Genomic DNA, 23701 nt, shown 5'->3' with positions numbered 1-23701 from the left:
CTCCTTAGAAATACCCCTGACGTTTCTTCAGCTCCATGGAGCCCGCCTGGTCGCGGTCAATCACGCGGCCCTGACGTTCACTGGTGGTTGAGACCAGCATCTCTTCGATGATTTCCGGCAGCGTCTGCGCATTCGACTCCACCGCGCCTGTTAACGGCCAGCAGCCGAGCGTACGGAAACGCACCATGCGTTTTTTAATCACTTCACCCGGTTGCAGATCGATTCTGTCGTCATCAATCATCATCAGCATGCCGTCGCGTTCCAGCACCGGACGCTCCGCCGCCAGGTACAGCGGCACGATGTCGATATTTTCCAGCCAGATGTACTGCCAGATATCCTGTTCAGTCCAGTTGGAGAGCGGGAATACGCGAATGCTTTCGCCTTTGTTAATCTGTCCGTTGTAGTTATGCCACAGTTCCGGACGCTGATTTTTAGGGTCCCAGCGATGAAAACGATCGCGGAAAGAATAAATGCGCTCCTTGGCACGCGATTTCTCTTCGTCACGACGAGCGCCACCAAACGCGGCGTCGAAACCGTATTTGTTCAACGCCTGCTTCAACCCTTCGGTTTTCATAATATCGGTATGCTTGGCGCTACCGTGAACAAACGGGTTGATGCCCATCGCCACCCCTTCCGGGTTTTTATGCACCAGCAGTTCACAACCGTAGGCTTTCGCCGTGCGGTCACGAAACTCGTACATCTCGCTGAATTTCCAGCCAGTATCAACGTGCAGCAGAGGGAACGGCAACGTGCCAGGATAAAATGCTTTACGCGCCAGATGCAGCATTACGCTGGAATCTTTGCCGATGGAATACATCATCACCGGATTCGAAAACTCGGCGGCCACCTCACGAATAATATGGATGCTTTCCGCTTCCAGTTGCCGCAGGTGGGTAAGTCGTTTTTGATCCATAACCGTTCCTATGTAATGCCGTTATTTTGCTAACGATGCTCAGATAACCTGACTATAGGGAGGGCAAGAGGGCGAATGAAATTACGAATTGGAATGAGTAGTTCCTCAAAGGAATAACGATCCGGAAAAGCAAATATCAAAAAGTGCTTAAGCTACCGAATTTAGGGCATTTAGGAGCAAATGAAATTGTTTTACCTCGATCACGGTTTCATACTAGCGGCTAAAAATTTCTGCTTGGTATTTAAGGACTCATTATGTTTTCCGCAACGCGCCCCCTTCTTGCAATCCTGGCGCTCGGCGCGTGCTTTATCCTTCCCGCACAGGCAACATCTTCCAAACCTGGAGATATCGCAAATACCCAGGCTCGATATATCGCAACGTTTTTCCCAGGCCGCGTAACGGGCTCTCCGGCAGAAATGTTGTCTGCTGATTATATTCGTCAGCAATTTCAGCAGATGGGCTACAGCAGTGATATTCGAACATTTAATAGCCGTTATGTTTATACCGCCAAAAATAACCGTAAAAACTGGCATAACGTCACGGGAAGTACCGTTATTGCCGCACATGAGGGTAAAGCGCCACAGCAGATTATTATCATGGCGCACCTCGACACCTACGCCGCGCAGAGCGACGCCGATTCCGATGCCAATCTGGGTGGATTGACCCTGCAAGGTATTGATGACAACGCCGCAGGACTTGGCGTGATGCTGGAACTGGCGGAAAAACTCAAAGACGTGCCGACGCAGTACGGCATTCGATTTATCGCCACCAGCGGCGAGGAAGAAGGCAAACTGGGCGCGGAGAACATCCTGAAGCGAATGAGCGCCGCCGAGAAGAAAAATACGCTGCTGGTTATCAACCTCGATAACCTGATCGTCGGCGATAAGCTCTATTTCAATAGCGGTAAGAAAACCCCGGAAGCGGTGCGAAAATTGACGCGCGACCGGGCACTGGCCATCGCGCACAGCCGCGGTATCGTAGCCAGCACCAATCCGGGACTGAACAAAAACTATCCGAAAGGTACTGGATGTTGTAACGACGCAGAGGTCTTCGACAACGCAGGCATTGCCGTGCTCTCCGTTGAAGCAACCAACTGGAGTCTGGGCAAGAAAGATGGCTATCAACAGCGCGCCAAAAGCGCCTCGTTCCCGGCAGGCAACAGCTGGCACGATGTGCGACTGGATAACCAGCAGCATATCGATAAAGCCTTACCGGGCAGGATAGAGCACCGTAGCCGCGACGTGGTACGCATTATGCTCCCGCTGGTAAAAGAACTGGCAAAAGCGGGAAAATCCTCGTAACCCATCCAGCCCCATAATATTTCTGCTTTCAAAGTGGATTATCCCCGCTGGCGCGGGGAACACTTCTCGACTGAGTATTTAAACGCGGCCAGAGACGGTTTATCCCCGCTGGCGCGGGGAACACTTCACCGTCCGCGCCTCCAGCTCGGCTATGCGCGGTTTATCCCCGCTGGCGCGGGGAACACCGCAAAACGCCCTGCTAAATGGGGCCGCGCACCGGTTTATCCCCGCTGGCGCGGGGAACACACTTGCATAATTTAGCTTACTGTCTATATTCGATCGGTTTATCCCCGCTGGCGCGGGGAACACACGCGAAAACAAAAAGTAACTCCGACCCCGCTCGGTTTATCCCCGCTGGCGCGGGGAACACGTTCCCGCAAATAATGAATGCACTATTCAAACCGGTTTATCCCCGCTGGCGCGGGGAACACGCCGGGACCGCGAACGCTGCTGACTATCCCTGCGGTTTATCCCCGCTGGCGCGGGGAACACGGTGGCAAACTGCGTGAGTGCTGCGGCGATATCGGTTTATCCCCGCTGGCGCGGGGAACACTACGGCCAAATAGGCGAGCTGTTGTTTAGGATCGGTTTATCCCCGCTGGCGCGGGGAACACTTAGAAAAGGCAGTTACTCAGACAAAGAATACCCGGTTTATCCCCGCTGGCGCGGGGAACACTTGATAGTAATTTCGTAAATCCTGCCGTATGCCGGTTTATCCCCGCTGGCGCGGGGAACACTTGAGCACGTCAGTGAAAGCCTGGTCGGGCAACGGTTTATCCCCGCTGGCGCGGGGAACACCATCATCGCAATCGATATCGAGTCCTCAATATCGGTTTATCCCCGCTGGCGCGGGGAACACCCGTCAACGTCCGGCTCAATTGCCCCCTCGTTCGGTTTATCCCCGCTGGCGCGGGGAACACTCGGTCAGTCGCTATATCTCAATTCCACGAAACGGTTTATCCCCGCTGGCGCGGGGAACACGCATACCCGATTTTTCCTATGGTTTTACCCGGCGGTTTATCCCCGCTGGCGCGGGGAACACGCGTGGCGTGATGGCCGCAGCCGCTGCGCCGCCGGTTTATCCCCGCTGGCGCGGGGAACACTGGCGGGGTTCTCGTTATGTTCAAATTGTTCGCGGTTTATCCCCGCTGGCGCGGGGAACACCGAGATCATAAAGACGCCACTGATCTGGCTGTCGGTTTATCCCCGCTGGCGCGGGGAACACGGCAGAGGCTTATCCAACGCCGGGTCTGGTTTCGGTTTATCCCCGCTGGCGCGGGGAACACACGCGAAACCCGTTCAGGCTGCCTTTGGTAATCGGTTTATCCCCGCTGGCGCGGGGAACACTTTTATCTTAAATATGTACTATTGGTACTTTACGGTTTATCCCCGCTGGCGCGGGGAACACATCGTCGTGCGTATTGAAATCAGGGTTGATGGCGGTTTATCCCCGCTGGCGCGGGGAACACCCCAATGGCGAGCCTCCAGCCAGTGCCAGCGGTCGGTTTATCCCCGCTGGCGCGGGGAACACCTCAGCAGATGCTAGAGAAGCTGGGGTTACGCCGGTTTATCCCCGCTGGCGCGGGGAACACTTCATGTACCCAAACCACCTCCGTATGCTCGTCGGTTTATCCCCGCTGGCGCGGGGAACACCTTTGTAACTACTTTGCCAGCTTCCAGATGCACGGTTTATCCCCGCTGGCGCGGGGAACACATGACGGTATGCGTGATTTTTTCGTCGGTTTGCGGTTTATCCCCGCTGGCGCGGGGAACACTGAAGCATATTTCCATCAAAACGAATGACAGGCGGTTTATCCCCGCTGGCGCGGGGAACACCAAACCAAGACGCTCACCGAGTTTCTGAATATCGGTTTATCCCCGCTGGCGCGGGGAACACTCTTCCACCTCATCAGCGAGCGCAGACCTCAGCGGTTTATCCCCGCTGGCGCGGGGAACACACGGCATCGCGCAATTTTTCCAGATTGGCCAGCGGTTTATCCCCGCTGGCGCGGGGAACACACGAACCGCACCCGACAGCGGCCTCCCTCTGTCGGTTTATCCCCGCTGGCGCGGGGAACACGTCGCCTCAATGACGGCGATGGAGAGAGCAGACGGTTTATCCCCGCTGGCGCGGGGAACACAAGAGCCAGTTCCCTGAAACGCAAATTGCCCGCGGTTTATCCCCGCTGGCGCGGGGAACACTTGAAACCTGAACAGCAAATTTAGGTGAAAGCCGGTTTATCCCCGCTGGCGCGGGGAACACCGCACGTGGTTAATATCGGAGGATGGAATGAAAGGTTTATCCCCGCTGGCGCGGGGAACACACTAAATATATATAACTGTTTTCTATTGCAATTTTCATCAAGTAACAATCTACCAACTTGGGAACAACAATTCCGTTTTATTAAAGAACACTCAACCTATTGATTATCAAAAGGAAGAAAAGACACTAGTCTAAGTCCATCCAAATCTACCGGAATACGGCGATTTTCTCCCCAGGTTTGAAACTCAAAACCTGACTCCGTGTTTGTCGCCCAGGCCATCACAACGTTTCCCGCTCCGCCCAACTGTATGATTTGGTGCCAAATCATTTCCCGAATTCGCTTAGAGGTATCACCAACGTAAACACCCGCACGAATTTCCAGCAGCCAGACGGCGAGACGCCCTCGCAGACGCGGCGGAACGTTTTCCGTTACAACGACAACCATACTCATCCACCACGCCCCCTATGACCACCATCTCCAAACAATTCCGGTTCCGGTATTGCAGGCGGCAGCATATCTGGCGCAGGCTGCGGAGGGTCTATTTCGCCAGCGTCAAGGACTTCCTCAATCAGAGGTATCAGTTTGCTCGTCAGCTTAGAACTACGAAATATATCGCGACAGGCCAATCTCACCTCTCTATCTGGCTCTACAGGATGGCGGGCAGCAATTTCAAATGCCTTCGGCACGACAGAGTCGAATTTAATGATATCGGCAATGTCATAAACAAAAGAAAGCGGTTTACCACTGTGAATGAAACCAATGGCAGGTGCATAGCCAGCCGCCAGGATAGCCGCTTCTGAAATCCCATAAAGACACGACGTCGCCGCGCTAATACATCGATTGACTACATCGCCTTTTTCCCAGTCTTTAGGATCATAGTTGCGACCATTCCATTTTACGCCGTATTGTTTTGCCAGCAGGGCATAGGTCTGCCGCACACGGGCCCCCTCAATACCGCGTAACTGTTCAACTGAACGACGCGCTGGGGGCGGCTCGCGAAAACGCAATTCATACATTTTTCGCACGACTTTCAGCCGCAAATCATCATCCAGCGCTAATTTGGCCTGATAGAGCAGCTTGTCAGCCCGTGCCCCTCCGGGCTGGCCGGAAGCGTAAACGCGCACACCCGCTTCCCCAACCCACACCAGCAATGTCCCGACTATTGATGCCAGTCGCACTGCGGCATGAGAGACTCGCGTTCCCGGCTCCAGCATAATGCAGGCTACCGACCCCACCGGAATATGCGTGCGAATACCGCTTTTATCGATCAAGACAAACGCGCCATCCAGTACGTCAACCTGACCATACTGGAGGAAGATCATTGAGGTACGATCTTTTAAGGGAATCGGGCTTAGCGGGACAAACGTCACTCACCATCTCCCGGTTTGATCATCATCATGCCGCAGCCAAACGCCCGGCTTTTACCGAATCCCACCGCCAGACGTTGCAGGAATCGTTCAGGATCGTTGACCACCAGCACGCCGCTATAATCCACGCTGCTGAACTGAATCATCTGGCGGGCTTTCTCGCGCCGTATCTGCTGCTGCCGATAGGCATCAACATTACTCTCACACAATGAGAATCCATGTTGCTCCCCCTGGCGAGACAGCCACGCCAGCGCCGCCTGCTGCTGACAGAGCCAGATGTCCTGACTACCCATCTGCGCTTTGACCTGGCGCTTTGCTTCCATCAGCAAATCATGACGTTTACCTGCTTTGCAAATTGTCGGATTAGCACGCAGGTTAAATCGCAACGTCTGACCAACGCTTAACGCAGGGCTGAACGAGCGGCACTGCACGTCGAAAATCGCGCTTTCTGCTGGCCGTTCCTGTGACAAAACAAAAAAGCGAAAAGCACCCTGTAACTCCTCACGACGATAAAGGAATTGCCGATCCTTTCCACCAGGAAAAAGATCCCACAGCCACTGATGCATAACGTATTCGCCACGATCCACCAGATGCAGCAGTTGTGAAGGCGAAAGCTGGCTGGTATGTAACGTTATTCTTGAGAGGTACACTGTTCCTCCTTGCTGAGCCATGGCCCTTGATTCACGGAACGTTCGCCAAACAACCATTGTTGGCGACTCAACGGCCTGTCACGACGGCGCAAAATTTTATTCGCGGTTAAGCCGTCGTGATCCCCTTCCCACCAGCATTCATTCTGTAATTTCGCCAGAGGAAGTTTCAGCGCTTTGAATTTACTCTCATACTGACGATATGCCTCACGTAAGACATCCGGCGCGCTTCCTTCCAGCAGTACCGGCGCGAGCGGCAACCCCAGCGGATAGCTTTTTCGCCCCAAATACAGAGGAAATACCGGATGTTGCAATCCTTCCCGGATCTGCTTCAGCGAATAAGGCGCGTCCGGCGTCATTGCAACGCCAACCATCCACCAGGCATCGGTATAATAGTCTCGCCGGGAAATCAGCGCACTGAGCAACTCAGGATCGCGCAGCTCTTCCCGGCGGCTAAAATAGCGCGCTTTACGCACCTCTCTTGGCATCTGGACTGTGTGATAATCTCGTGCCCAGCGGGGTTCCTGGCTGGCACACAACAGAAAAGCATAATGCTGATTGAAATCGTTTAACCGCTCCTCTTCATCACGACAAATGCCGAGCGCTGCCGCGAGCAGCCCCAGTAACGCCGAACGAGAGGGAAGCTCGTGACTATGGCGAACTTCGCCGGGCGCATCGACGCCCCAGGAAGCCATTGGCCCATGAAGCTGAAAAACCAGATATTGGCTCATAGCCGCCCCTTACTCGCAGATAAAGTCCAGGACGTCTTTCATGCTTCCCTGTTGCTGCATAACATCAAAGTGGGTTGATTTGGTTTGCTCACCATAGACTTTCTTCATATTTTCACGCAGCTCGGTAATGCGTTTTACCGCCACATCCAGTTGGTTGGTGCCGTTGATCGGATTATAAAATGCCGCAGCCAGGGAACGAGGCTGATCGGTTCCCGTTTCCGCCAACGCCCAAGAGGCATAAGCGCGACTGGCAAAGCTGTTTTGTTTGCCGGTTGGCGAGACTTTCAGCGCCGCTTCGGTAAAGGCCCGCAACGTTTTATTAGCCAGCTCTTCATTACCGTGGAGATTTTTCACCAACAGATCTTTGTCAATGCAGATATAGGTATAAAACAGTGCCGAGCCAAAACCGGTTTCTCCCAAGTGACCTGCGCCCGCATCATCTGAAGAAGCGCGTAAATCGTCGACGGCAGTAAAGAAATCGTCTTCGACAATCGTTTCGCTGACGCCGAAGGCATGCGCAACCTGGCAGGCTGCTTCTATATTGAACTCCGGTTTATTGGCCAGCATGCGGCCAAACATCGCGATATCGACGGCCATGCGATCTTTACGTAGCAGCGCCAGCTCTTCCTCTTTTGGCGCACGTTTTTCTTCTGCCAGACGATGAGCCAGGGTAATTACCGCATCAAACTCTGCCGGGCTAATGTGCACCAGTTGCTCGGTTTCGGCGTTGGTCAGGACATCTTTCGCTTTCTTATCTGCTTTTACTTTGCCAAAGCAGTTTGCGATACCCTCTACCCATTCAACCGCTTTTTTCGGATCAATACCTTTTTCTATCAAGATATTAACCGCCTCACGCGCAATACGCCCACTGCGAATACCAATATTCCCGGCCAGCGCCTGCTCAAACAATTCAGAAGTGCGCCATGCTCGTTTCAGACTCTGGGAAGAAATACGCAAACGTGTTGCTCCGCCAAGCACTACCGTTTTCGGCGCACCGGTATCGTCACGGTTCAGATTGGCAGCAGGATAAGCGGTCAGTAAATGGAGCTGAATAAACGTTGTCATTTGGAGTCCCTATTAATTTTCTTCGTTATCGGTTTCGCCAGCCTGATAGTATTCCAGCGCCCAGCGGATATGGATAAATTCGGTGGGTCGCTGCTGACGGCGATGATGGTTTTGCAAATCGTCGTTTTCCTGACACCAGCGGAAAATATCTTCCGCCAGCGAAATCAGGTTTACAGAGCCTTTTAACAGCTTCACCGCACGTCGCAGCTGACGCAGCAGTTCATCCGGCGTTTTTACCGCAGACAATATCGCAAACCGCTTCTCCGACATGACCGGGTTATTGCCCGTCATCTGTCCAAGCTGCGCGGCAAAACACAGGCGTTCATCAATCGTTTTCACATTTGCGCCCAGTGCAGCAACCAGCGCCAGCGCGGTAACCCGCCACTCCTGTCCTTCAATTTTCCACAGCGTATGGGTCTGCATCAGCAGGGAGCGAAATCCTTCAGACAGACAGGCATCGTTTACCGTTATGCTGCGCCGCAGACTGGCACGCGCGCCGCGCTTCTCCTGCAACTCCTCATGCCATTTGCGCAGCCTGGCTTTGTGATCTTCTTTCACAATACTCATTCAGCAGCCTCCTGCTTTTTGTCCCTGACGGTTTTTGCGCTTTGCTTTTCCGCCGATGTCGTAAAATATTTTTTGCGTGCCATCATGCTGCGCTTCAGGTCGTTATCTTCATAGGGGTTGGTAAAGACACGATCGTCAAAGTAACGGCGAGTAAATAGCCACAGCTCCCTTTGCCATTTATTCAGCCTGTCACCCGGCTCCTGGCCATTTTCAAGATCGTGAATCAGGGTCAAAAAACGTCCCTGCGTCAGATTCCAGAAATCAATATCAATAAAACTGAAGTCGCCGCGCGCGCCTTTGGCATCGGCGAACCAGGCGTCTTTTAGGGCGTTACGTAATAGGCTGAGGAGTCGGGTAGCCGTTTGCATGGCTTTACGCAAATGAGGGATCAAATTATCCGTCATAAGTATCGGGAAGTGATGTTCATACCAGCAGCGTATTTTCATATTGTCGAAATCAGCCCCAAAGCCCCACAAACCCGCCTTTATGTCCTTCAGGCTGCGAGCGTTAAACACTTTGACCACCAGCGCCGGATATTCTTTATTCGTGTCCGTCTGGTTGTCCTGGCTTAACCCCAGCCAGTCCCGCCAGATAAGCCCGCCAGGCTGTGGTTTCACGGAAAAGAACCCATCGCACTCTTTTATCGGCAGACGATACGGCGTCAGCGGGTGTCGCCAGCCTTCATAGTTAACACCGTAGTTTTTGACGGTCATCGCGCTGAGCAACTCGTCGCTGTCAGCGCCGCACATATCACAGAAACCAGACTGCGTGGTGGCAAAATCCAGACGGATACGGCGCGGCATGCCCCAGTACGCCTGGAGCTTATTAACCAGCTCCGGCGTCGTCACCCTATTCGCTGGCGGCTCGCTGGTGCGCGTCGTGGCTAGCCACGGGAAAATCGACGCATCATATAAATCTGGCAGAGGAAGTTCTGCGGCGTCCTGCGGCATCACGTTAAGCCACAACTTGCGCCACAGCGGCGTTTGCCGGGTACCCTGATATTCCTGTAACTCGATAAGCGTGGTCATCGGCCCACCACCGCGCAGACCGGTACGATAGCCTTTGCCGCCGGATGGCGCGTTGAGTTGCAGTGAAAATAGCGCCAACGCCGCGCAATGCGGGCAAAAGCGTTCTGTGACGCCTCGTTTGATAAAATGGTCTTTATTAAATTTGGTGGTTTGCGCCCCGGGTGTTTCCGGCAACAGCGAAGCTATAGAAACTTTTTCGCCGGTTAACGGTTCAAAATCCTGCATAAAAGAGGGCGATTCAGCACCGAACTGAAAGGCATGCTCTAAGGGGGTCAGCGCCTCACGAATCGTTTCTTCCGTTAATCCCTCCACCCAAATATCGTCCCAGCGGGCGCTATTTTTTGGCGCAATGCTGCATTGCAGCAATCCCAGCAGAAATTGCCAGGCCGCCCCCTGTAAATCAGCTCGCGTTGCGGCGATATCCACCACGTTTTCATCCGCCAGATTGGCGGGGGCCAACTTGCCCAGGGAGCCGTCATTAAAGCGCACGGGAAGCCAGGGCGTTGTCAGTAAATTTATTGGAAACATACCTTTTCCTTACGATGCGCCATCCATAGCGCTAATGTTCCCTGGAGTGTTAATGAACTGACAGTTGAAAGCTTGCTGACAGCTTATTACCTAACTGAATCTTCAACCGACAGAATAACCGTTTGCATCGGTTTGATTTTTCTTCCATGACAGATTTCTTATTTACTATTGAAACAACCAATCCCTGAAAGAACGCTATCAAGCTGAGAAACGTGATTGGGCTTCGGGGCATATCTTCTTATGGAGAGGTAATCAACTTTACCAATCAATCCTTCACTCGCCGTATAGCCGCTGTTTGCATCCTCCGACACAACAATCACCACGGCAAACTCCATATTCTGATGTTGCTCCACACACCATTTCTGCAGCACCTCTCCCTCCAGCCGTTCAAACTCATCTTTATGCTTTTCCCACCAGCTCTGGCGCACTCGCAGCACGCTCATCTCCCAGGGATGAGCACCAGAGGCATAAGGGGTGACGTTGCCATCAACCCTTTTCGCCAGCCATAGCGTGATGGACTCTTCCGCCAGACGAGTCGACAACTTCTCCGGAAGGAAGTCGCTACTTTCAGGGCTGTATCCCGGTGCAAAGTTCAGCAACATCTGCGCGGCAAACGCCCGATCGCAATAATATTTTCCTTCCTGCGCATTCTCTGTTTTCGCAAAACCGTCAGGCATTACCACATTTTCACCGTATACCGACTCAATCAACAACCGGGCAGATTGCGGCATCCGAATGGCTCCCTGCTCCCGCAGCACGCGCTGTGTCAGCCATAGGCGGCCATGATCGGGATAGACATAGGCGCTGTTACGCATGGCAGCGGAAAACCAATCTTCTTGCGGGGCGCCATCCCACTCTGGTGCGAGGATCACCAGTTCCGGCGCATCGCGTTCATCCTGACCACTACCTTTCACTCTGCCGTTGCGATAGCGGATATGGCGCTGTAACCGTCCCGCTCGCTGGATCAGGAGATCCACTGGCGCTAAATCAGAGATCATCTCGTCCATATCGATGTCGAGACTCTGCTCAATCACCTGAGTGGCGATAAGAACTTTACCGGCACGTTGCGTACTCTCCCCTTTACCAAATAGCGACAATGTCTGCGTCTCAATCCGCTGCCGGTCATAAAAAGCAAATCGGCTATGAAATAATGAGAGATGTTCGGCCTGAACACGGCCTCTGGCGAGTAACTGGCGATAAATCCGAATGGCATCATCCACCGAATTGCGTATCCACGCGATGCATTTGCCTTTGCTTACCGCTCGTTCAATACGCGCGATGCAGGATTCCTCGCTATAGAGCCAACCGACATTAACACTGCGCTCAACTTCTTTGCGCGTCGCCACATGCTGAGAAACCACCTCCTGCCCTATAACCTGAGTCAACCAGGGATAATCGTCATAACTCAATAAAGGCGCTTCAGCTCGGCTTCCTGCCCCGCGCGCGAATGCGGCCACCAGCCGATCGCGCTGCTGTTGTGAGAGCGTGGCAGAAAGCAGGATCGTACTGTTGCCGCTGCGGGCCTGATGCTCAATCAGACTTTCCAGAATCCGCGACATATAGGCGTCGTAAGCGTGGATCTCATCGGCCAGCAGAATTTTGTCGCTAAGGCCCAGCAACCGCAGGTTGTTATGCTTAAACGGCATCACCGCCATCATGGCCTGATCGAGCGTGCCGACGCCCACTTCAGCCAGCAGCGCTTTCTTATTACTGTCGGCAAACCAGGCGGCGCAGCCCTGGCTTAAGGGCTGCTTATCATCCAGCTCCTCCGAACCTGACGACTCAGTCGACCAAATTGATTGATTAAATTTGTCCATTAAACCACGCGCACTGTGCGCCAGCACCAGACTGGGGCAAGAACCCGACCTGTACAGCGAAAGCCAGCTCTCCGACAGGCGATCAAACATGGCATTCGCGGTTGCCATCGTCGGCAATCCAAAATACAACCCCTGCGCTTTTCCTGCCGCCATCAATCGATGAGTGAGAATTAACGCGGCCTCGGTTTTACCTGCGCCCGTTACGTCTTCCAGAATGAATAGTTGCGGCGAGTCTTTATCAATATCCAGCTCAAGTACCTTTTGCTGTAAAGGCGTGGGCTGCTGAATAAAGGGGAAAAGCGTTTGAATACCGGAGAAAGGAGCAACCGCAGAAGGAGGCGGTATCGTAGCAAGCGCGGCCTTCGCTTTATCCAGCGCTAGCGGCCAGTATTTTTCGATGGGCATCGAACAGGCGATGCGAGGGAAAAAACGGCAGGACGAACCACACCAGTCCGCCAGAACTACCGCAGCAGAAATCGGCCATGAGAGGTGCTGGAACAACACAATACCTTCGTCTTCATCCCAGAATAGCGGAATATCAATCAGCGGAAACAGCGATTTAATACGCGTTAAAAATTCCCGGGCCGCGTCTTTGTCCTGCGGCAGAAAATTATCCAGCTCGCGAATCCCCTGCGGCGGGCGCCCATGATGGCCTGTCGTCACCGATATCCACATACCGATAACCCGCTTCAACTTGCGGGAAGAAAGTGGAGAGCCCGGCAATAGTTCAGGGAACTCGCTTAACCAACTGTTCCATAACCAGTGTCCCAGCGTCGTGTGGTGGATTGATTCATAGTTTTTTCGCCGTTCGGAAGGAACGGGCAGGTTGGGATGGCTATACAGCCGTTGAAATGAACTGGCAAACTTACCAATATCATGCCAACACAATAACCAGGCAAAAAATTGTGCGGCTTGCTCAACATTCGTTATTCCCAATCTCTGAAAATAAACAGCAAGCCCGTAGAGATTATTTTTCACCATCCAGTAGCCTACTGCCGCTACGTCCAGTGAATGCCAGCACAGCAGGTGGTAATCGTCGCCACCATCTTTTTCAACTTGCCGGCTTTTTCCCCAATAAAAATATATCGACACCGCGTATCCAGCTAATCAGGAATTGTCTTCGTATCATTACGTATTTATAGAAAACAATTCGTGACACGGCTCAATATATCTTACAATTCAATTAATTAGATAATATAATGTATATTCTAACTTACATTGAATTTTAATATAATTAATAACAAACTTGGCTAAAATATAAAAAAATCCCGGCAACGCCGGGAGTAGAATTATTGATTTGGTGTCCGCTATTTATCACCCTTCGTGCAATCCGCACTCGCGCTTCAATCCGAAGAACCGCGTCTCTTCTTCCGCCATACCCGGCTCCCATTTGCGGGTGGTATGGGTATCACCAACTGACAGATAGCCCTGATCCCACAGTGGATGGTATTTCAGGCCGTGCTTTTGCAGATACTGGTAAACGGTACGGTTGTCCCAGTCGATGATCGGCAGCACTTTAAACACGCCGCGCTGGATAGCCAGCACCGGCAAATGCGCCCGGCTGCCCGACTGTTCGCGGCGCAGACCGGCAAACCAGGTTTGCGTATTGAGTTCTTTAAGCGCGCGGTTCATCGGCTCGACTTTGTTGATCTCATTGTATTTCTCAATGCCTTCAACGCCCTGCTCCCACAGTTTGCCGTAGCGCGCTTCCTGCCAGGCCGCGCTCTCCTTCGCCCGGTAGACTTGCAGATTAAGCTTGAGCTTGTCCGTTAACTCATCAATAAACTGGTAGGTTTCCGGGAACAAATAGCCGGTATCGGTGAGGATCACCGGGATATCCGGGTGAACCTGATTCACCAGGTGCAGGCTTACTGCCGCCTGGATACCAAAGCTTGATGACAGTACATATTCACCAGGCAGGTTTTCCAGCGCCCACGCCACCCGCCCTTCGGCGTCCAGCTTTTCGAGCTGTGCGTTGGTTTCCGCCAGCGCCAGAATGCGGTCGACTTTTGGCAGGTCATTAAGGGCGTTTAGATCGAGTACGGACATAATTACCTCTCGTGGTTATTCCCAGAAATCCCGCGCGGGATCGAGCACTGGGCGAATGATGCCCGCACGCACCGTAAAATCACCGAAGCCTTCACCCGCTTCGCGCTCTTTCGCCCAGCGCCCAACCAGTTCGTCAACGGAGTCGAGAATTTCCGATTCCGTAATATTTTCGCGATACATACGCGGAATGCGCGTGCCCATGCGGTTACCGCCAAGGTGTACGTTGTAGCGCCCCGGCGCTTTACCCACCAGGCCCAATTCCGCCAGCATCGCGCGGCCGCAGCCGTTCGGGCAACCTGTAACGCGCATCACGATATGCTCGTCAGGAATACCGTGTTTTTCGAGAATAGCTTCCACTTTATCAGTGAACGATGGCAGGAAACGTTCGGCCTCCGCCATCGCCAGCGGACAGGTCGGGAACGACACGCAGGCCATCGAGTTTTCACGCTGCGGCTTCACCGCATTCATCAATCCGTGATCGCGCGCCAGCTTCTCGATCTTCGCTTTTTGGCTTTCCGGCACACCAGCAATGATCAGGTTCTGGTTGGCGGTGATGCGGAAATCCCCTTTGTGGATCTTCGCGATCTCCAGCAGGCCGGTTTTCAGCGGACGGCCCGGATAATCCAGGATACGGCCGTTTTCAATAAACAGCGTCAGGTGCCAGTTATTGTCGATCCCTTTTACCCATCCAATACGATCGCCGCGACCGGTGAACTCGTACGGGCGGATCGGCTCAAATTTGATGCCCGCGCGACGCTCCACTTCTTCTTTGAACGTGTCGATACCAACGCGTTCAAGCGTGTATTTAGTTTTGGCGTTTTTACGATCGGTACGGTTACCCCAGTCGCGCTGCGTTGTCACCACAGCTTCTGCTATAGCCAGGGTGTGCTCCAGCGGCAGATAGCCGAACTCGCTCGCGGTGCGGGCGTAGGTTTTCTTATTGCCGTGCTCAATCGACAAACCACCGCCGACCAGCAGGTTAAAGCCCACCAGCTTGCCGTTTTCGGCAATCGCCACGAAGTTCATGTCGTTGGCGTGCAGATCGATGTCGTTCTGCGGCGGGATTACGACCGTGGTTTTAAACTTACGCGGCAGATAGGTTTGACCGAGGATCGGCTCTTCGTCGGTGGTCGCAACCTTCTCCTGATCCAGCCAAATTTCTGCATAGGCGCGAGTACGCGGCAGCAGATGTTCGGAGATCTTCTTCGCCCATTCATAGGCTTGGGCGTGCAGCTCGGACTCGTACGGGTTAGAGGTACACAGAACGTTACGGTTCATGTCGTTGGCGGTCGCCAGCGCGTCCAGCCCGACCGAATGCAGCATCTGGTGTACCGGCTTAACGTTCTTCTTCAGAATGCCGTGAAACTGGAAGGTCTGACGGTTGGTCAGACGAATGCTACCGTAAATCGTGTTGTCATGGGCGAACGTGTCGATCGCCTGCCACTGTTTGGTGGTGATCACCCCCCCCGGCAGACGGCAGCGCAGCAGCATCGCGTGACGCGGCTCCAGCTTTTGCTCGGCTCGTTCGGCGCGGATATCGCGGTCATCCTGCTGGTACATACCGTGAAAACGGATCAGCAGGAAGTTATCGCCTTTGAAGCCGCCGGTCAGGCCGTCGTTTAAATCTTCGGCAATCGTACCGCGCAGATAGTTGCTTTCCAGCTTCATACGCTCAGCGTCGGACAGCTTGCCTTCGACCACCAATGGTCCTGGGTATTTTTCGCTCATTAGTAGACATCTCGCTGATAACGGCGCTCAATGCGCAGCTCACTTAAAAATTCATCCGCCGCTTCGATATCCATAGAACCGAATTCGGCAATCACTTCCAACAAAGCCTGCTCAACGTCTTTCGCCATGCGACTGGCGTCGCCGCAGACATAAATGTGGGCACCGTCGTTTATCCAGCGCCACAGTTCCGCACCTTGTTGGCGCAGTTTATCTTGTACGTAGACTTTTTCTTTTTGATCGCGCGACCAGGCGAGATCGATGCGGCTCAGTACGCCCTCTTTGACGTAACGCTGCCATTCCACCTGGTACAGGAAATCTTCGGTAAAGTGTGGATTGCCAAAAAACAGCCAGTTTTTGCCTTCGGCTCCGTCAGCCGCACGCTGCTGCATAAATGCACGGAACGGCGCAATCCCCGTGCCTGGTCCAATCATAATCACCGGTGTGTGCGGGTTAGCCGGCAGGCGGAAGTTATCGTTGTGTTCGATGAACACGCGCACTTCGCCCTCTTCTTCCACGCGATCGGCGAGGAAACTGGACGCGCCACCAGCACGGGCACGACCTTCAATGTCATAACGCACCACGCCCACGGTGACGTGCACTTCGCTTTCCACTTCCGCCTGGGAAGAGGCAATAGAATACAAACGCGGCGTCAGCGGGCGCAGAAGATCAACCAACGTTTGGGCGTCCAGTTGCGCTGGGGAGAAACGCACCATATCGACGATTGGCGTGGTTGCGGCGTAATGCTGCAATTGCGCTTTGTCGCCCACCAGCGGCAGCAGAGAGTCGCTACGGGTTAAAGTGGCGTAGTTCTCGACGATATTGCCGGTGTTAACCGTCAGCTCGAAATGCCACTGCAGCGCTTCGGTGAGCGACAGGGTTTTGCCGTCAACCGTGACCGGCTCATCTCCTTTCAGCCACAGCAATTCAACCAGCTCTTTGACCAGCTCAGGATCGTTCTGATACCAGACTCCTAAGGCATCGCCCGGCTGGTAGCGCAGGCCGGAATCGCCGAGATCGATTTCAATATGGCGCACATCTTTTTCCGAGTCGCGACCAGTGATTTTCTGATTCACCGCAAGCGACGCCGTCAGTGGCGCTTCTTTGGTGTACGGGCTGGTGTGTACTTCGTTTACCGCACCGCTCGCAGCAACTTGCACAGACGATGCCGCAGGGGCACGCGCTTTCAGGACATCAACCAGACGGGCACGCCATTCGGCTGCCGCGCCCTGGTATTCGACGTCGGCATCCACGCGGTCAAGCAAGCGTTCACCGCCCAGCTCAGCCAGTTTTGCATCGAAGTCTTTTCCTGACTGACAGAAAAACTCGTAAGAAGTGTCACCAAGACCAAACACGGCAAAAGCGGTGTTATCAAGCTTCGGCGCTTTTTTCGAGAACAGGAATTTATGCAACGCTACGGCTTCTTCCGCCGGTTCACCTTCCCCTTGCGTCGACGCCACTACGATCAGCAATTTCTCATTGGCGATTTGTTTGAATTTATAGTCGCCAGCATTGGTGAGAGTGACGTTGAGCTTTGCAGCGATCAGATCATCGCGCAGGGCTTCCGCCACACGACGCGCATTACCGGTTTGCGAGGCGGAGATAAGCGTAATGCCAGGCATTTCAGCAGCAGGCGCAGGAGTCGCCGCATTGCTGCCTGGCTGCTGATTCAGCACGCCCCAAAAATAGCCAGAAACCCACGCAAGCTGTGCGGGAGTGAAATCGGTCGTGGCCGCCTGAAGGCGTGCCAGTTGCTCCGGGTTTAGCGGTAGCAGAGCGGAAGGTGGGGCCTGTGTCGTCATGCGTTGTCATGTTCCAGTAAGCAAAGCGGATTTCAGCAATAAAACCCAAACTGAAGATAAGGTTAACGGCGGGGATAGTAACAATTAAAGAAGGGATAGAAATAACAAATAACCAAATGAACTAACCTGTTTTAGTTATAGTTATTAACAGCAAAACAGATTGGATAACCATATGATATATCAATAATTATTAAATATTACCATCATGAATAGGTCGTTCTGATACTCAGCGCCCTTTTAACTAATGATAAAATTCGCTCTTTACGGTACCCTACGGCGGTTTTTCGCATTCTTGAGAGTAAAAAATGTCCACCACCTTGTTTAAAGATTTCACCTTCGAAGCCGCTCACCGCCTGCCGCATGTACCGGAAGGGCATAAGTGTGGCCGCCTGCATGGTCACTCATTTATGGTGCGTCTTGAAATTACCGGTGAAGTCGATCCGCATACCGGTTGGATCATGGATTTTTCTGAGTTAAAAGCCGCGTTTAAGCCAACTTACAACAGACTCGATCACTACTATCTGAACGATATTCCTGGCTTAGAAAACCCAACCAGTGAAGTACTGGCCAAATGGATTTGGGATCAGGTTAAACCGGTTGTCCCTCTGCTGAGTGCCGTAATGGTGAAAGAGACCTGCACAGCAGGCTGCGTGTATCGCGGGGAATGATTGTATCGTCTGTGGCAACGGTCAATTTTACTTAACTAACACTCTGTTAGGGTTATGTGCTCTGGATATCTGGAGCACAACATGTCTGACGATTTCGATATTATTATTATCGGTGCAGGGATAGCGGGCACCGCTTGTGCTTTACGCTGCGTGCGAGCAGGACTGTCAGTTTTGCTTATTGAACGCGGCGAGCTTCCCGGCAGTAAAAACCTTTCAGGCGGGCGTCTGTATACTCACGCGCTCGGTGAACTTCTTCCCCACTTCCAACATTCAGCCCCACTTGAACGCCGAATTACCCAGGAAAATCTCTCGCTGTTGACTCGCGATGGCGCAACGACGTACTCCAGCCTGCAACCGGAGGGAGACTCATGGAGCCTGCTGCGCGCCCGCTTCGACCCGTGGTTTGTCGCCCAGGCCGAGGCCGAAGGCGTACAGTTTATCAGCGGTGTGACAGTTGAGGCGCTCCATATCGAAGAGGGCAGAGCCTGCGGCGTCATTGCCGATAACGAGACGCTGCGCGCCCGTTATGTGGTACTGGCGGAAGGGGCAAACAGCGTGCTGGCCGAGCGCTACGGATTCCTGCCGCGTCCCTCGACAACCGCAATGGCATTAGGCATTAAAGAGACTTTGGCGCTGGATAAATCGTTACTTGAGGAACGTTTCCGCTTATCCAATGACGAAGGCGCGGCAATGCTGTTTAGTGGCAATATTTGTGGCGAGCTTCCCGGCGGCGCGTTTCTCTATACCAATCAAGATACGCTCTCTCTGGGCGTGGTTTGTCCGCTCTCCTCTTTGGCACAGAGCGATGTCCCGGCGGCTGAACTGCTGGAGCGGCTCAAGACGCATCCGGCGTTACATCCGCTGCTCAGAGGCAGCGAAACGCTGGAATATGGCGCACATCTGGTACCAGAAGGCGGCCTGCACAGCCTGCCCGTACAGTACGCCGGAGACGGCTGGCTGCTGGTGGGTGATGCGCTGCGCAGTTGTGTGAATACTGGTTTCTCCGTTCGCGGCATGGATATGGCGCTCATTGGTGCTCAGGCTGCGGCGCAAACATTGATTAACGCCTGCCGGAAACGCGAGCCGCAAAATCTGTTTCCGGCTTATCACCACGACATCCAGCACAGCCTGCTGTGGGACGTTCTGCAACGTTACCGGGATGTTCCGGCGTTGCTCCAGCGCCCCGGATGGTATCGCCAATGGCCCATGTTGATGGAGGCTATTTCCCGTGAAATCTGGCATCAGGGCGACCGCCCGGTAGCCCCGCTGCGCCAGATTGTCTGGCGTCAGTTTCGTCGTCACGGCCTGCGTCATCTGGCAGGCGATATCATCAGGAGCTTACGATGTCTGTAGCCCGTAACGTCTGGCGTCCCGCCGACATTTCACATATCGTTCCTGCGACCGTTATTGACAGCAAAACGGCAGAACGGTTGATCGCATCCTGCCCCGCCGGACTGTTTTCTCTTACGGCGGAAGGTGAGCTACGGGTCAACTTTCGCGGCTGCCTGGAGTGCGGCACCTGTCGACTGCTGTGTGATGAAAAAACGCTGCAACAGTGGCGCTACCCCGCGTCCGGCTTTGGCATCACTTACCGATTTGGATAATTTAATAGGATAATTTATGCCCCTGTTACACCTGCTCCGCCAGAATCCGGTCATTGCCGCGGTGAAAGACAACGCCAGTCTGCAATTAGCCATTGATTCCGAATGCCAGTTCATCTCTGTTTTGTATGGCAATATCTGCACCATCAGCCATATCGTAAAGAAAATTAAAAATGCCGGTAAATACGCATTTATCCACGTTGACCTGCTGGAGGGCGCGTCCAATAAAGAGGTGGTGATCCAGTTTCTGAAGCTGGTCACCGAGGCCGACGGCATCATCAGTACCAAAGCGTCGATGCTGAAAGCCGCGCGGGCGGAGGGCTTTTTCTGTATTCATCGCCTGTTTATCGTCGACTCTATCTCTTTTCACAACATTGATAAGCAGGTCGCACAGTCAAACCCGGACTGTATTGAAATCCTGCCGGGATGCATGCCGAAAGTGCTGGGGTGGGTGACGGAAAAAATACGCCAGCCGTTGATTGCCGGTGGTCTGGTTTGCGATGAAGAGGACGCCCGCAATGCGATGAAAGCTGGTGTAGCAGCACTTTCAACTACCAACACCGACGTCTGGACGTTAGCGAAAAAGCTGCATTAACCCGAGGTGCCGGATAGCGGTGTAAACACCTGATCCGGCCTGCCCCTGAATTAATTTTCTGCGATGGCTGCCAACGCCTCCAGCACCGGCAGCCAGTCATCCACAATCCCGACATCCGCCTGTGAAAAGACCGGCGCTCTGGCGTCACTGTTTATCGCCACCACAAACCGGCTCTGACGAACCCCGGCCATTAGCGCCGCCGCGCCGGACGCTCCCGCCACAATGCAGACATCCGGCGCAAGCAGATGACCTGAGATGCCAATCACGCGCTCAGCATCAAAGCCGCCATTCATCACCCGTGCACGGCTGTATCCCACTTCGGCACCAAACTCCTTACCAAGAGCGGTAATTTTTTCGGCATCGGCGTCACTTCTTCCCTGCCCTACCACCAGCACACGCCCGGCCTGCAACAAAGGATGAGCTGTAACACGGTCGATGCTTTCTACGCAATCCAGCCAGCCCGGAGGTGTCGTGGGGGCAATTCGGCGCTCCACCATCGCTGGCAGCACGTTGCCCGACGCGCTCGTTTCCGGTTGTCGCGCCAGTGAAAGGCACAAGGGACGCGCGGTGATTTGTAGCCGGGCCGTCAGCGCATTCCCCCAGTGGGATTTCGTCACCAGCCCCTGTTGCGCATCCAGCGTCTGCACCTGGCAAACGCTGCCGCCATGCAGACGCCAGGCCAGCCGCGTCGCAAGCTCATCCCCCAGCGCACCCGCCGGAAAAATCAGGATGTCGGCTGGCGTCAGCAACCACTGCGCCGCCAGCGCGTCCAGCACCTGCTCCGCCACGTCCGGCATCGGGTCGAGAGTCCAGCGTTCCAGTTCTGCTGCATTAAGCGCGTTTTCTGCAATCCAGCCTGCCAGTGCAGCGCATTCACCCGATTCCGTAATCACAACGATCTTCATGGCTGCATCCTCTGGCGCAAATAATCATTCCACAATATCCGCGCTTTTTCCTGCGCCGTCGCGCCGTCGATAAGCGTGGCGCTGCGCCGCTGCGCCGGTCGCGCCAGCTTCTGACATTGCACGTTCGGAGTTTCATCACTGGACGCTGGCTGACGTAAAATTGCCGCTTTTGCCGCCGCCAGACGCTGACGCATTCCGGGGACGGGAAGCGCAACTTCACCACATTGCCTGACGGCAATTACTGCCGGAAGCCGCACCCGGCAGCGGCGTAACCCGGTTGTCGTTCGCTGTTCGACAACAACAAAAGGCGGCGTCAGCGTAAAACGCTCCACCTGGGTAAAGCAGGGCCAGGCCAACATTTCAGCCATCAAAAATGGCGTTTGCCCGTTCTGCCCTTCGCTACTCTGACAGCCAGTGATAATCAAATCCGCGCCGTGATGACGCTGCCAGTCAGTTATTTGCCGGGCAATGAATTCCGGCGCAAAGCGCAGATCCGCCGTCGTTTCCAGCAACACCGGCTTATCAAAACCCAGCGCGGCAAAATAGCGCAACCAATGAATAGCACGCTCATCGCTAATGCTTAGCGCGGTTAACGTCATATCACAACCTTCACGACGTTGCGCCAGCAGTAATGCCGCAGCCGCCTGCTCATCGGCACCAGGAGAACAGCGCAGCAGCGCGGTGTCCGGGCCACGGGTATCTTCCGTCGCCGCCAGCCAGTCTTTTTCCGCCAACATACCGGAGTCTGGTTCGGCCTTAAACGCGAACAGAATGTTCATTTGCTCCTCCCTGTATTTTCTCCACGCTTCCGGCCGCCACCAGCGGCAATGCCTTCGTTTCCGGTGCCCATAGCCAGGTCACCACAAATCCAATGAGGAGCACGCCAGCCAGCAGCAGCAACGTGACCTGCATCCCACATTGCGCCAGCGTCCAGGGCAGCAGGCCGGTGCTGATTGCCGCGCCAAGTCTGCTCATCGACGTCGCAAAACCCACGCCCAGCGAGCGGATATCCGTCGGGAAGCTTTCAGCAGGCAGGATCCCTACCAGATTACTGACCGCAGAAATTGTGGTGCTGAACAGGACAAAAAGCAGCAAAGTTAACGAGCTACCGGACGGCAGAAAAGCCATCACCACCAGCGTGGCAGCCAACAGAAAAAAACTCCCAAGCAGAAACCGACGGTGCGCCAGCAGATGTGTTAATACCAGCCCCAGCAGTGCGCCAACGATTAACAACGCATTCAGCAGCAGGCTGGCGGTGAGCGCATCCTCCAGGCCGAGGGTCCCGGCAATGGTAGGCAGCCAGGTGTAGATAACAAACCAGGGGATCACCAGACAAACAAAAAACACGCTGTTAAACGCGGTTCGCCGCCAGTAGAGAGGGGAAAAGAGCGTTTTGATGTGCTTTCCGGACGCCGCAGAAACCTCGTCGCCGAGCAATACGTGCGGCCCAAGATAGCGGTGAACAATAGCGTGGGCTTCCGCGAAACGCCCCTGGCGCAGCAGCCAACGAGGCGATTCCGGCGTCCCCCAGCGAAGCAGGGTAATCAATAGTGCGGGCAGCGCCGCCGACGCCAGCAGCCAGCGCCAGGCATCCGGGCTTTCGGTAATAAAGTGGTGTCCCGCCAGGCTTGCCAGCACATAGCCGATGGTCCATACCACGCTAAAAGCCCCCAGTAACACTCCCCGATGTCGTCGTGGTGAAAATTCGGCCAGCAGGGTGTGCCCCACGGAATAATCGCCTCCCAGCCCAATCCCAATCAGAATACGTAAACCAATAAGCTGTTCCGGCGAGGTGGCGAAAAGCTGTAAAAAAGAGGCGATGGTGATCAGCACAAAGCTGAAAGTGAAGATCTTCTGTCGACCAATGTGGTCTGAAATCCAGCCCAACACCAGACTACCGAGAAACAACCCGAGCAGCGCCGAGCCGCCAATCATCCCGGTCATAAACGGCGTGAGCTGCATGGCAGGTGTTAACTGAATAATGGCATAGCCGACAACGCCAAGAACATAGCCGTCGGTAAGGTGAGCACCAAAGGTCAAGGCGGCAATACGACAGTGAAAACCGTTAAGCGGTAAATCGTCCATTCGCACCGGTGAAGTGTTCATTTCTACCCCTGTCCGGTAAAAT

General features: G+C 54.1%; 19 protein-coding genes, 1 pseudogene and 1 CRISPR repeat array. Of the genes and pseudogenes, 5 read left to right on the top strand and 15 right to left on the bottom strand.

Annotation, left to right across the window (positions count from 1 at the left end):
* Positions 1-4: 4 nt before the first annotated feature.
* The gene (gene cysD / locus HV037_RS05770; RefSeq protein ID WP_003034152.1) at positions 5-913 is read right to left on the bottom strand and encodes a sulfate adenylyltransferase subunit CysD; all 909 of its coding nucleotides are present in this window, start codon (positions 911-913) and stop codon (positions 5-7) included.
* Between the two features lie 254 nt (positions 914-1167).
* Here cysD and HV037_RS05765 point away from each other — a divergent pair, with 254 nt between their 5' ends.
* The gene (locus HV037_RS05765) at positions 1168-2214 is read left to right on the top strand and encodes an aminopeptidase (RefSeq protein WP_049282616.1); all 1047 of its coding nucleotides are present in this window, start codon (positions 1168-1170) and stop codon (positions 2212-2214) included.
* Positions 2215-2248: 34 nt separating this feature from the next.
* Positions 2249-4538: a CRISPR direct-repeat array (repeat unit 29 nt; unit sequence CGGTTTATCCCCGCTGGCGCGGGGAACAC).
* Positions 4539-4634: 96 nt separating this feature from the next.
* Here HV037_RS05765 and cas2e read toward each other — a convergent pair.
* From cas2e to cysJ, 11 genes are all read right to left on the bottom strand, one after another.
* Positions 4635-4928 (bottom strand): type I-E CRISPR-associated endoribonuclease Cas2e, encoded by a 294-nt coding sequence (cas2e, locus tag HV037_RS05760; protein WP_019077560.1) that lies wholly within the window; start codon positions 4926-4928, stop codon positions 4635-4637.
* Complete coding sequence (cas1e, locus tag HV037_RS05755; protein ID WP_019077561.1) at positions 4925-5848, bottom strand: type I-E CRISPR-associated endonuclease Cas1e; 924 nt, start codon at positions 5846-5848, stop codon at positions 4925-4927. Before cas1e ends, cas2e begins: the two co-directional genes overlap by 4 nt.
* Positions 5845-6495: a type I-E CRISPR-associated protein Cas6/Cse3/CasE gene (gene cas6e, locus HV037_RS05750; RefSeq protein WP_049282614.1), complete on the bottom strand. Its 651-nt coding sequence runs from the start codon at positions 6493-6495 to the stop codon at positions 5845-5847. The genes cas1e and cas6e overlap by 4 nt, the downstream gene beginning before the upstream one ends.
* A complete protein-coding gene (cas5e, locus tag HV037_RS05745) occupies positions 6477-7223 on the bottom strand; it encodes a type I-E CRISPR-associated protein Cas5/CasD (protein ID WP_075847524.1) in 747 nt (248 codons plus the stop codon). The genes cas6e and cas5e overlap by 19 nt, the downstream gene beginning before the upstream one ends.
* Positions 7224-7232: 9 nt before the next feature.
* Positions 7233-8288: a type I-E CRISPR-associated protein Cas7/Cse4/CasC gene (cas7e, locus tag HV037_RS05740; protein ID WP_103284155.1), complete on the bottom strand. Its 1056-nt coding sequence runs from the start codon at positions 8286-8288 to the stop codon at positions 7233-7235.
* A 12-nt stretch (positions 8289-8300) separates the two neighbouring features.
* Entirely contained in the window at positions 8301-8855 is a 555-nt protein-coding gene (casB, locus tag HV037_RS05735; RefSeq protein ID WP_075847520.1) for a type I-E CRISPR-associated protein Cse2/CasB, read from the bottom strand.
* A complete protein-coding gene (casA, locus tag HV037_RS05730; RefSeq protein ID WP_103284156.1) occupies positions 8852-10411 on the bottom strand; it encodes a type I-E CRISPR-associated protein Cse1/CasA in 1560 nt (519 codons plus the stop codon). Before casA ends, casB begins: the two co-directional genes overlap by 4 nt.
* Positions 10412-10569: 158 nt before the next feature.
* A complete protein-coding gene (locus HV037_RS05725) occupies positions 10570-13320 on the bottom strand; it encodes a CRISPR-associated helicase/endonuclease Cas3 (RefSeq protein ID WP_103284157.1) in 2751 nt (916 codons plus the stop codon).
* 222 nt (positions 13321-13542) lie between these two features.
* The gene (gene cysH, locus HV037_RS05720; protein WP_103284158.1) at positions 13543-14277 is read right to left on the bottom strand and encodes a phosphoadenosine phosphosulfate reductase; all 735 of its coding nucleotides are present in this window, start codon (positions 14275-14277) and stop codon (positions 13543-13545) included.
* 15 nt (positions 14278-14292) lie between these two features.
* Positions 14293-16005, bottom strand: coding sequence for an assimilatory sulfite reductase (NADPH) hemoprotein subunit (gene cysI, locus HV037_RS05715; protein ID WP_094169457.1), 1713 nt, complete (start codon positions 16003-16005; stop codon positions 14293-14295).
* Positions 16005-17804, bottom strand: coding sequence for an NADPH-dependent assimilatory sulfite reductase flavoprotein subunit (gene cysJ / locus HV037_RS05710; RefSeq protein ID WP_103284159.1), 1800 nt, complete (start codon positions 17802-17804; stop codon positions 16005-16007). The genes cysI and cysJ overlap by 1 nt, the downstream gene beginning before the upstream one ends.
* A gap of 305 nt (positions 17805-18109) precedes the next feature.
* On the opposite strand from cysJ, the gene queD reads away from it, so the two are divergent.
* The 4 genes from queD to HV037_RS05690 all read left to right on the top strand — a co-directional run bounded on the left by queD (position 18110) and on the right by HV037_RS05690 (position 20668).
* Positions 18110-18472 (top strand): 6-carboxytetrahydropterin synthase QueD, encoded by a 363-nt coding sequence (queD, locus tag HV037_RS05705; protein ID WP_016154218.1) that lies wholly within the window; start codon positions 18110-18112, stop codon positions 18470-18472.
* An 81-nt stretch (positions 18473-18553) separates the two neighbouring features.
* A complete protein-coding gene (locus HV037_RS05700; protein WP_016157337.1) occupies positions 18554-19825 on the top strand; it encodes an FAD-dependent oxidoreductase in 1272 nt (423 codons plus the stop codon).
* Complete coding sequence (locus HV037_RS05695) at positions 19816-20076, top strand: ferredoxin family protein (protein ID WP_103284160.1); 261 nt, start codon at positions 19816-19818, stop codon at positions 20074-20076. The genes HV037_RS05700 and HV037_RS05695 overlap by 10 nt, the downstream gene beginning before the upstream one ends.
* Positions 20077-20092: 16 nt before the next feature.
* Entirely contained in the window at positions 20093-20668 is a 576-nt protein-coding gene (locus tag HV037_RS05690; protein WP_016157338.1) for a glycerol-3-phosphate responsive antiterminator, read from the top strand.
* A gap of 50 nt (positions 20669-20718) precedes the next feature.
* Here the strand turns inward: HV037_RS05690 and HV037_RS05685 are convergent, their stop codons facing one another.
* The 3 genes and pseudogenes from HV037_RS05685 to HV037_RS05675 all read right to left on the bottom strand — a co-directional run.
* Positions 20719-21573: an electron transfer flavoprotein subunit alpha/FixB family protein gene (locus HV037_RS05685; RefSeq protein WP_103284161.1), complete on the bottom strand. Its 855-nt coding sequence runs from the start codon at positions 21571-21573 to the stop codon at positions 20719-20721.
* The gene (locus HV037_RS05680; RefSeq protein WP_016157340.1) at positions 21570-22352 is read right to left on the bottom strand and encodes an electron transfer flavoprotein subunit beta/FixA family protein; all 783 of its coding nucleotides are present in this window, start codon (positions 22350-22352) and stop codon (positions 21570-21572) included. The genes HV037_RS05685 and HV037_RS05680 overlap by 4 nt, the downstream gene beginning before the upstream one ends.
* Positions 22330-23688, bottom strand: a pseudogene (locus HV037_RS05675) (MFS transporter); the annotation flags it as partial. The gene HV037_RS05680 and the pseudogene HV037_RS05675, both read right to left, overlap by 23 nt.
* Positions 23689-23701 lie beyond the last annotated feature (13 nt).

The sequence above is a fragment of the Citrobacter sp. RHBSTW-00017 genome (genome assembly GCF_013797615.1).
Classification (GTDB): Bacteria; Pseudomonadota; Gammaproteobacteria; order Enterobacterales; family Enterobacteriaceae; genus Citrobacter; species Citrobacter braakii.
Note: the sequence above shows the minus strand (reverse complement) of the source record. Positions and strands in the feature narration are given on the sequence as shown.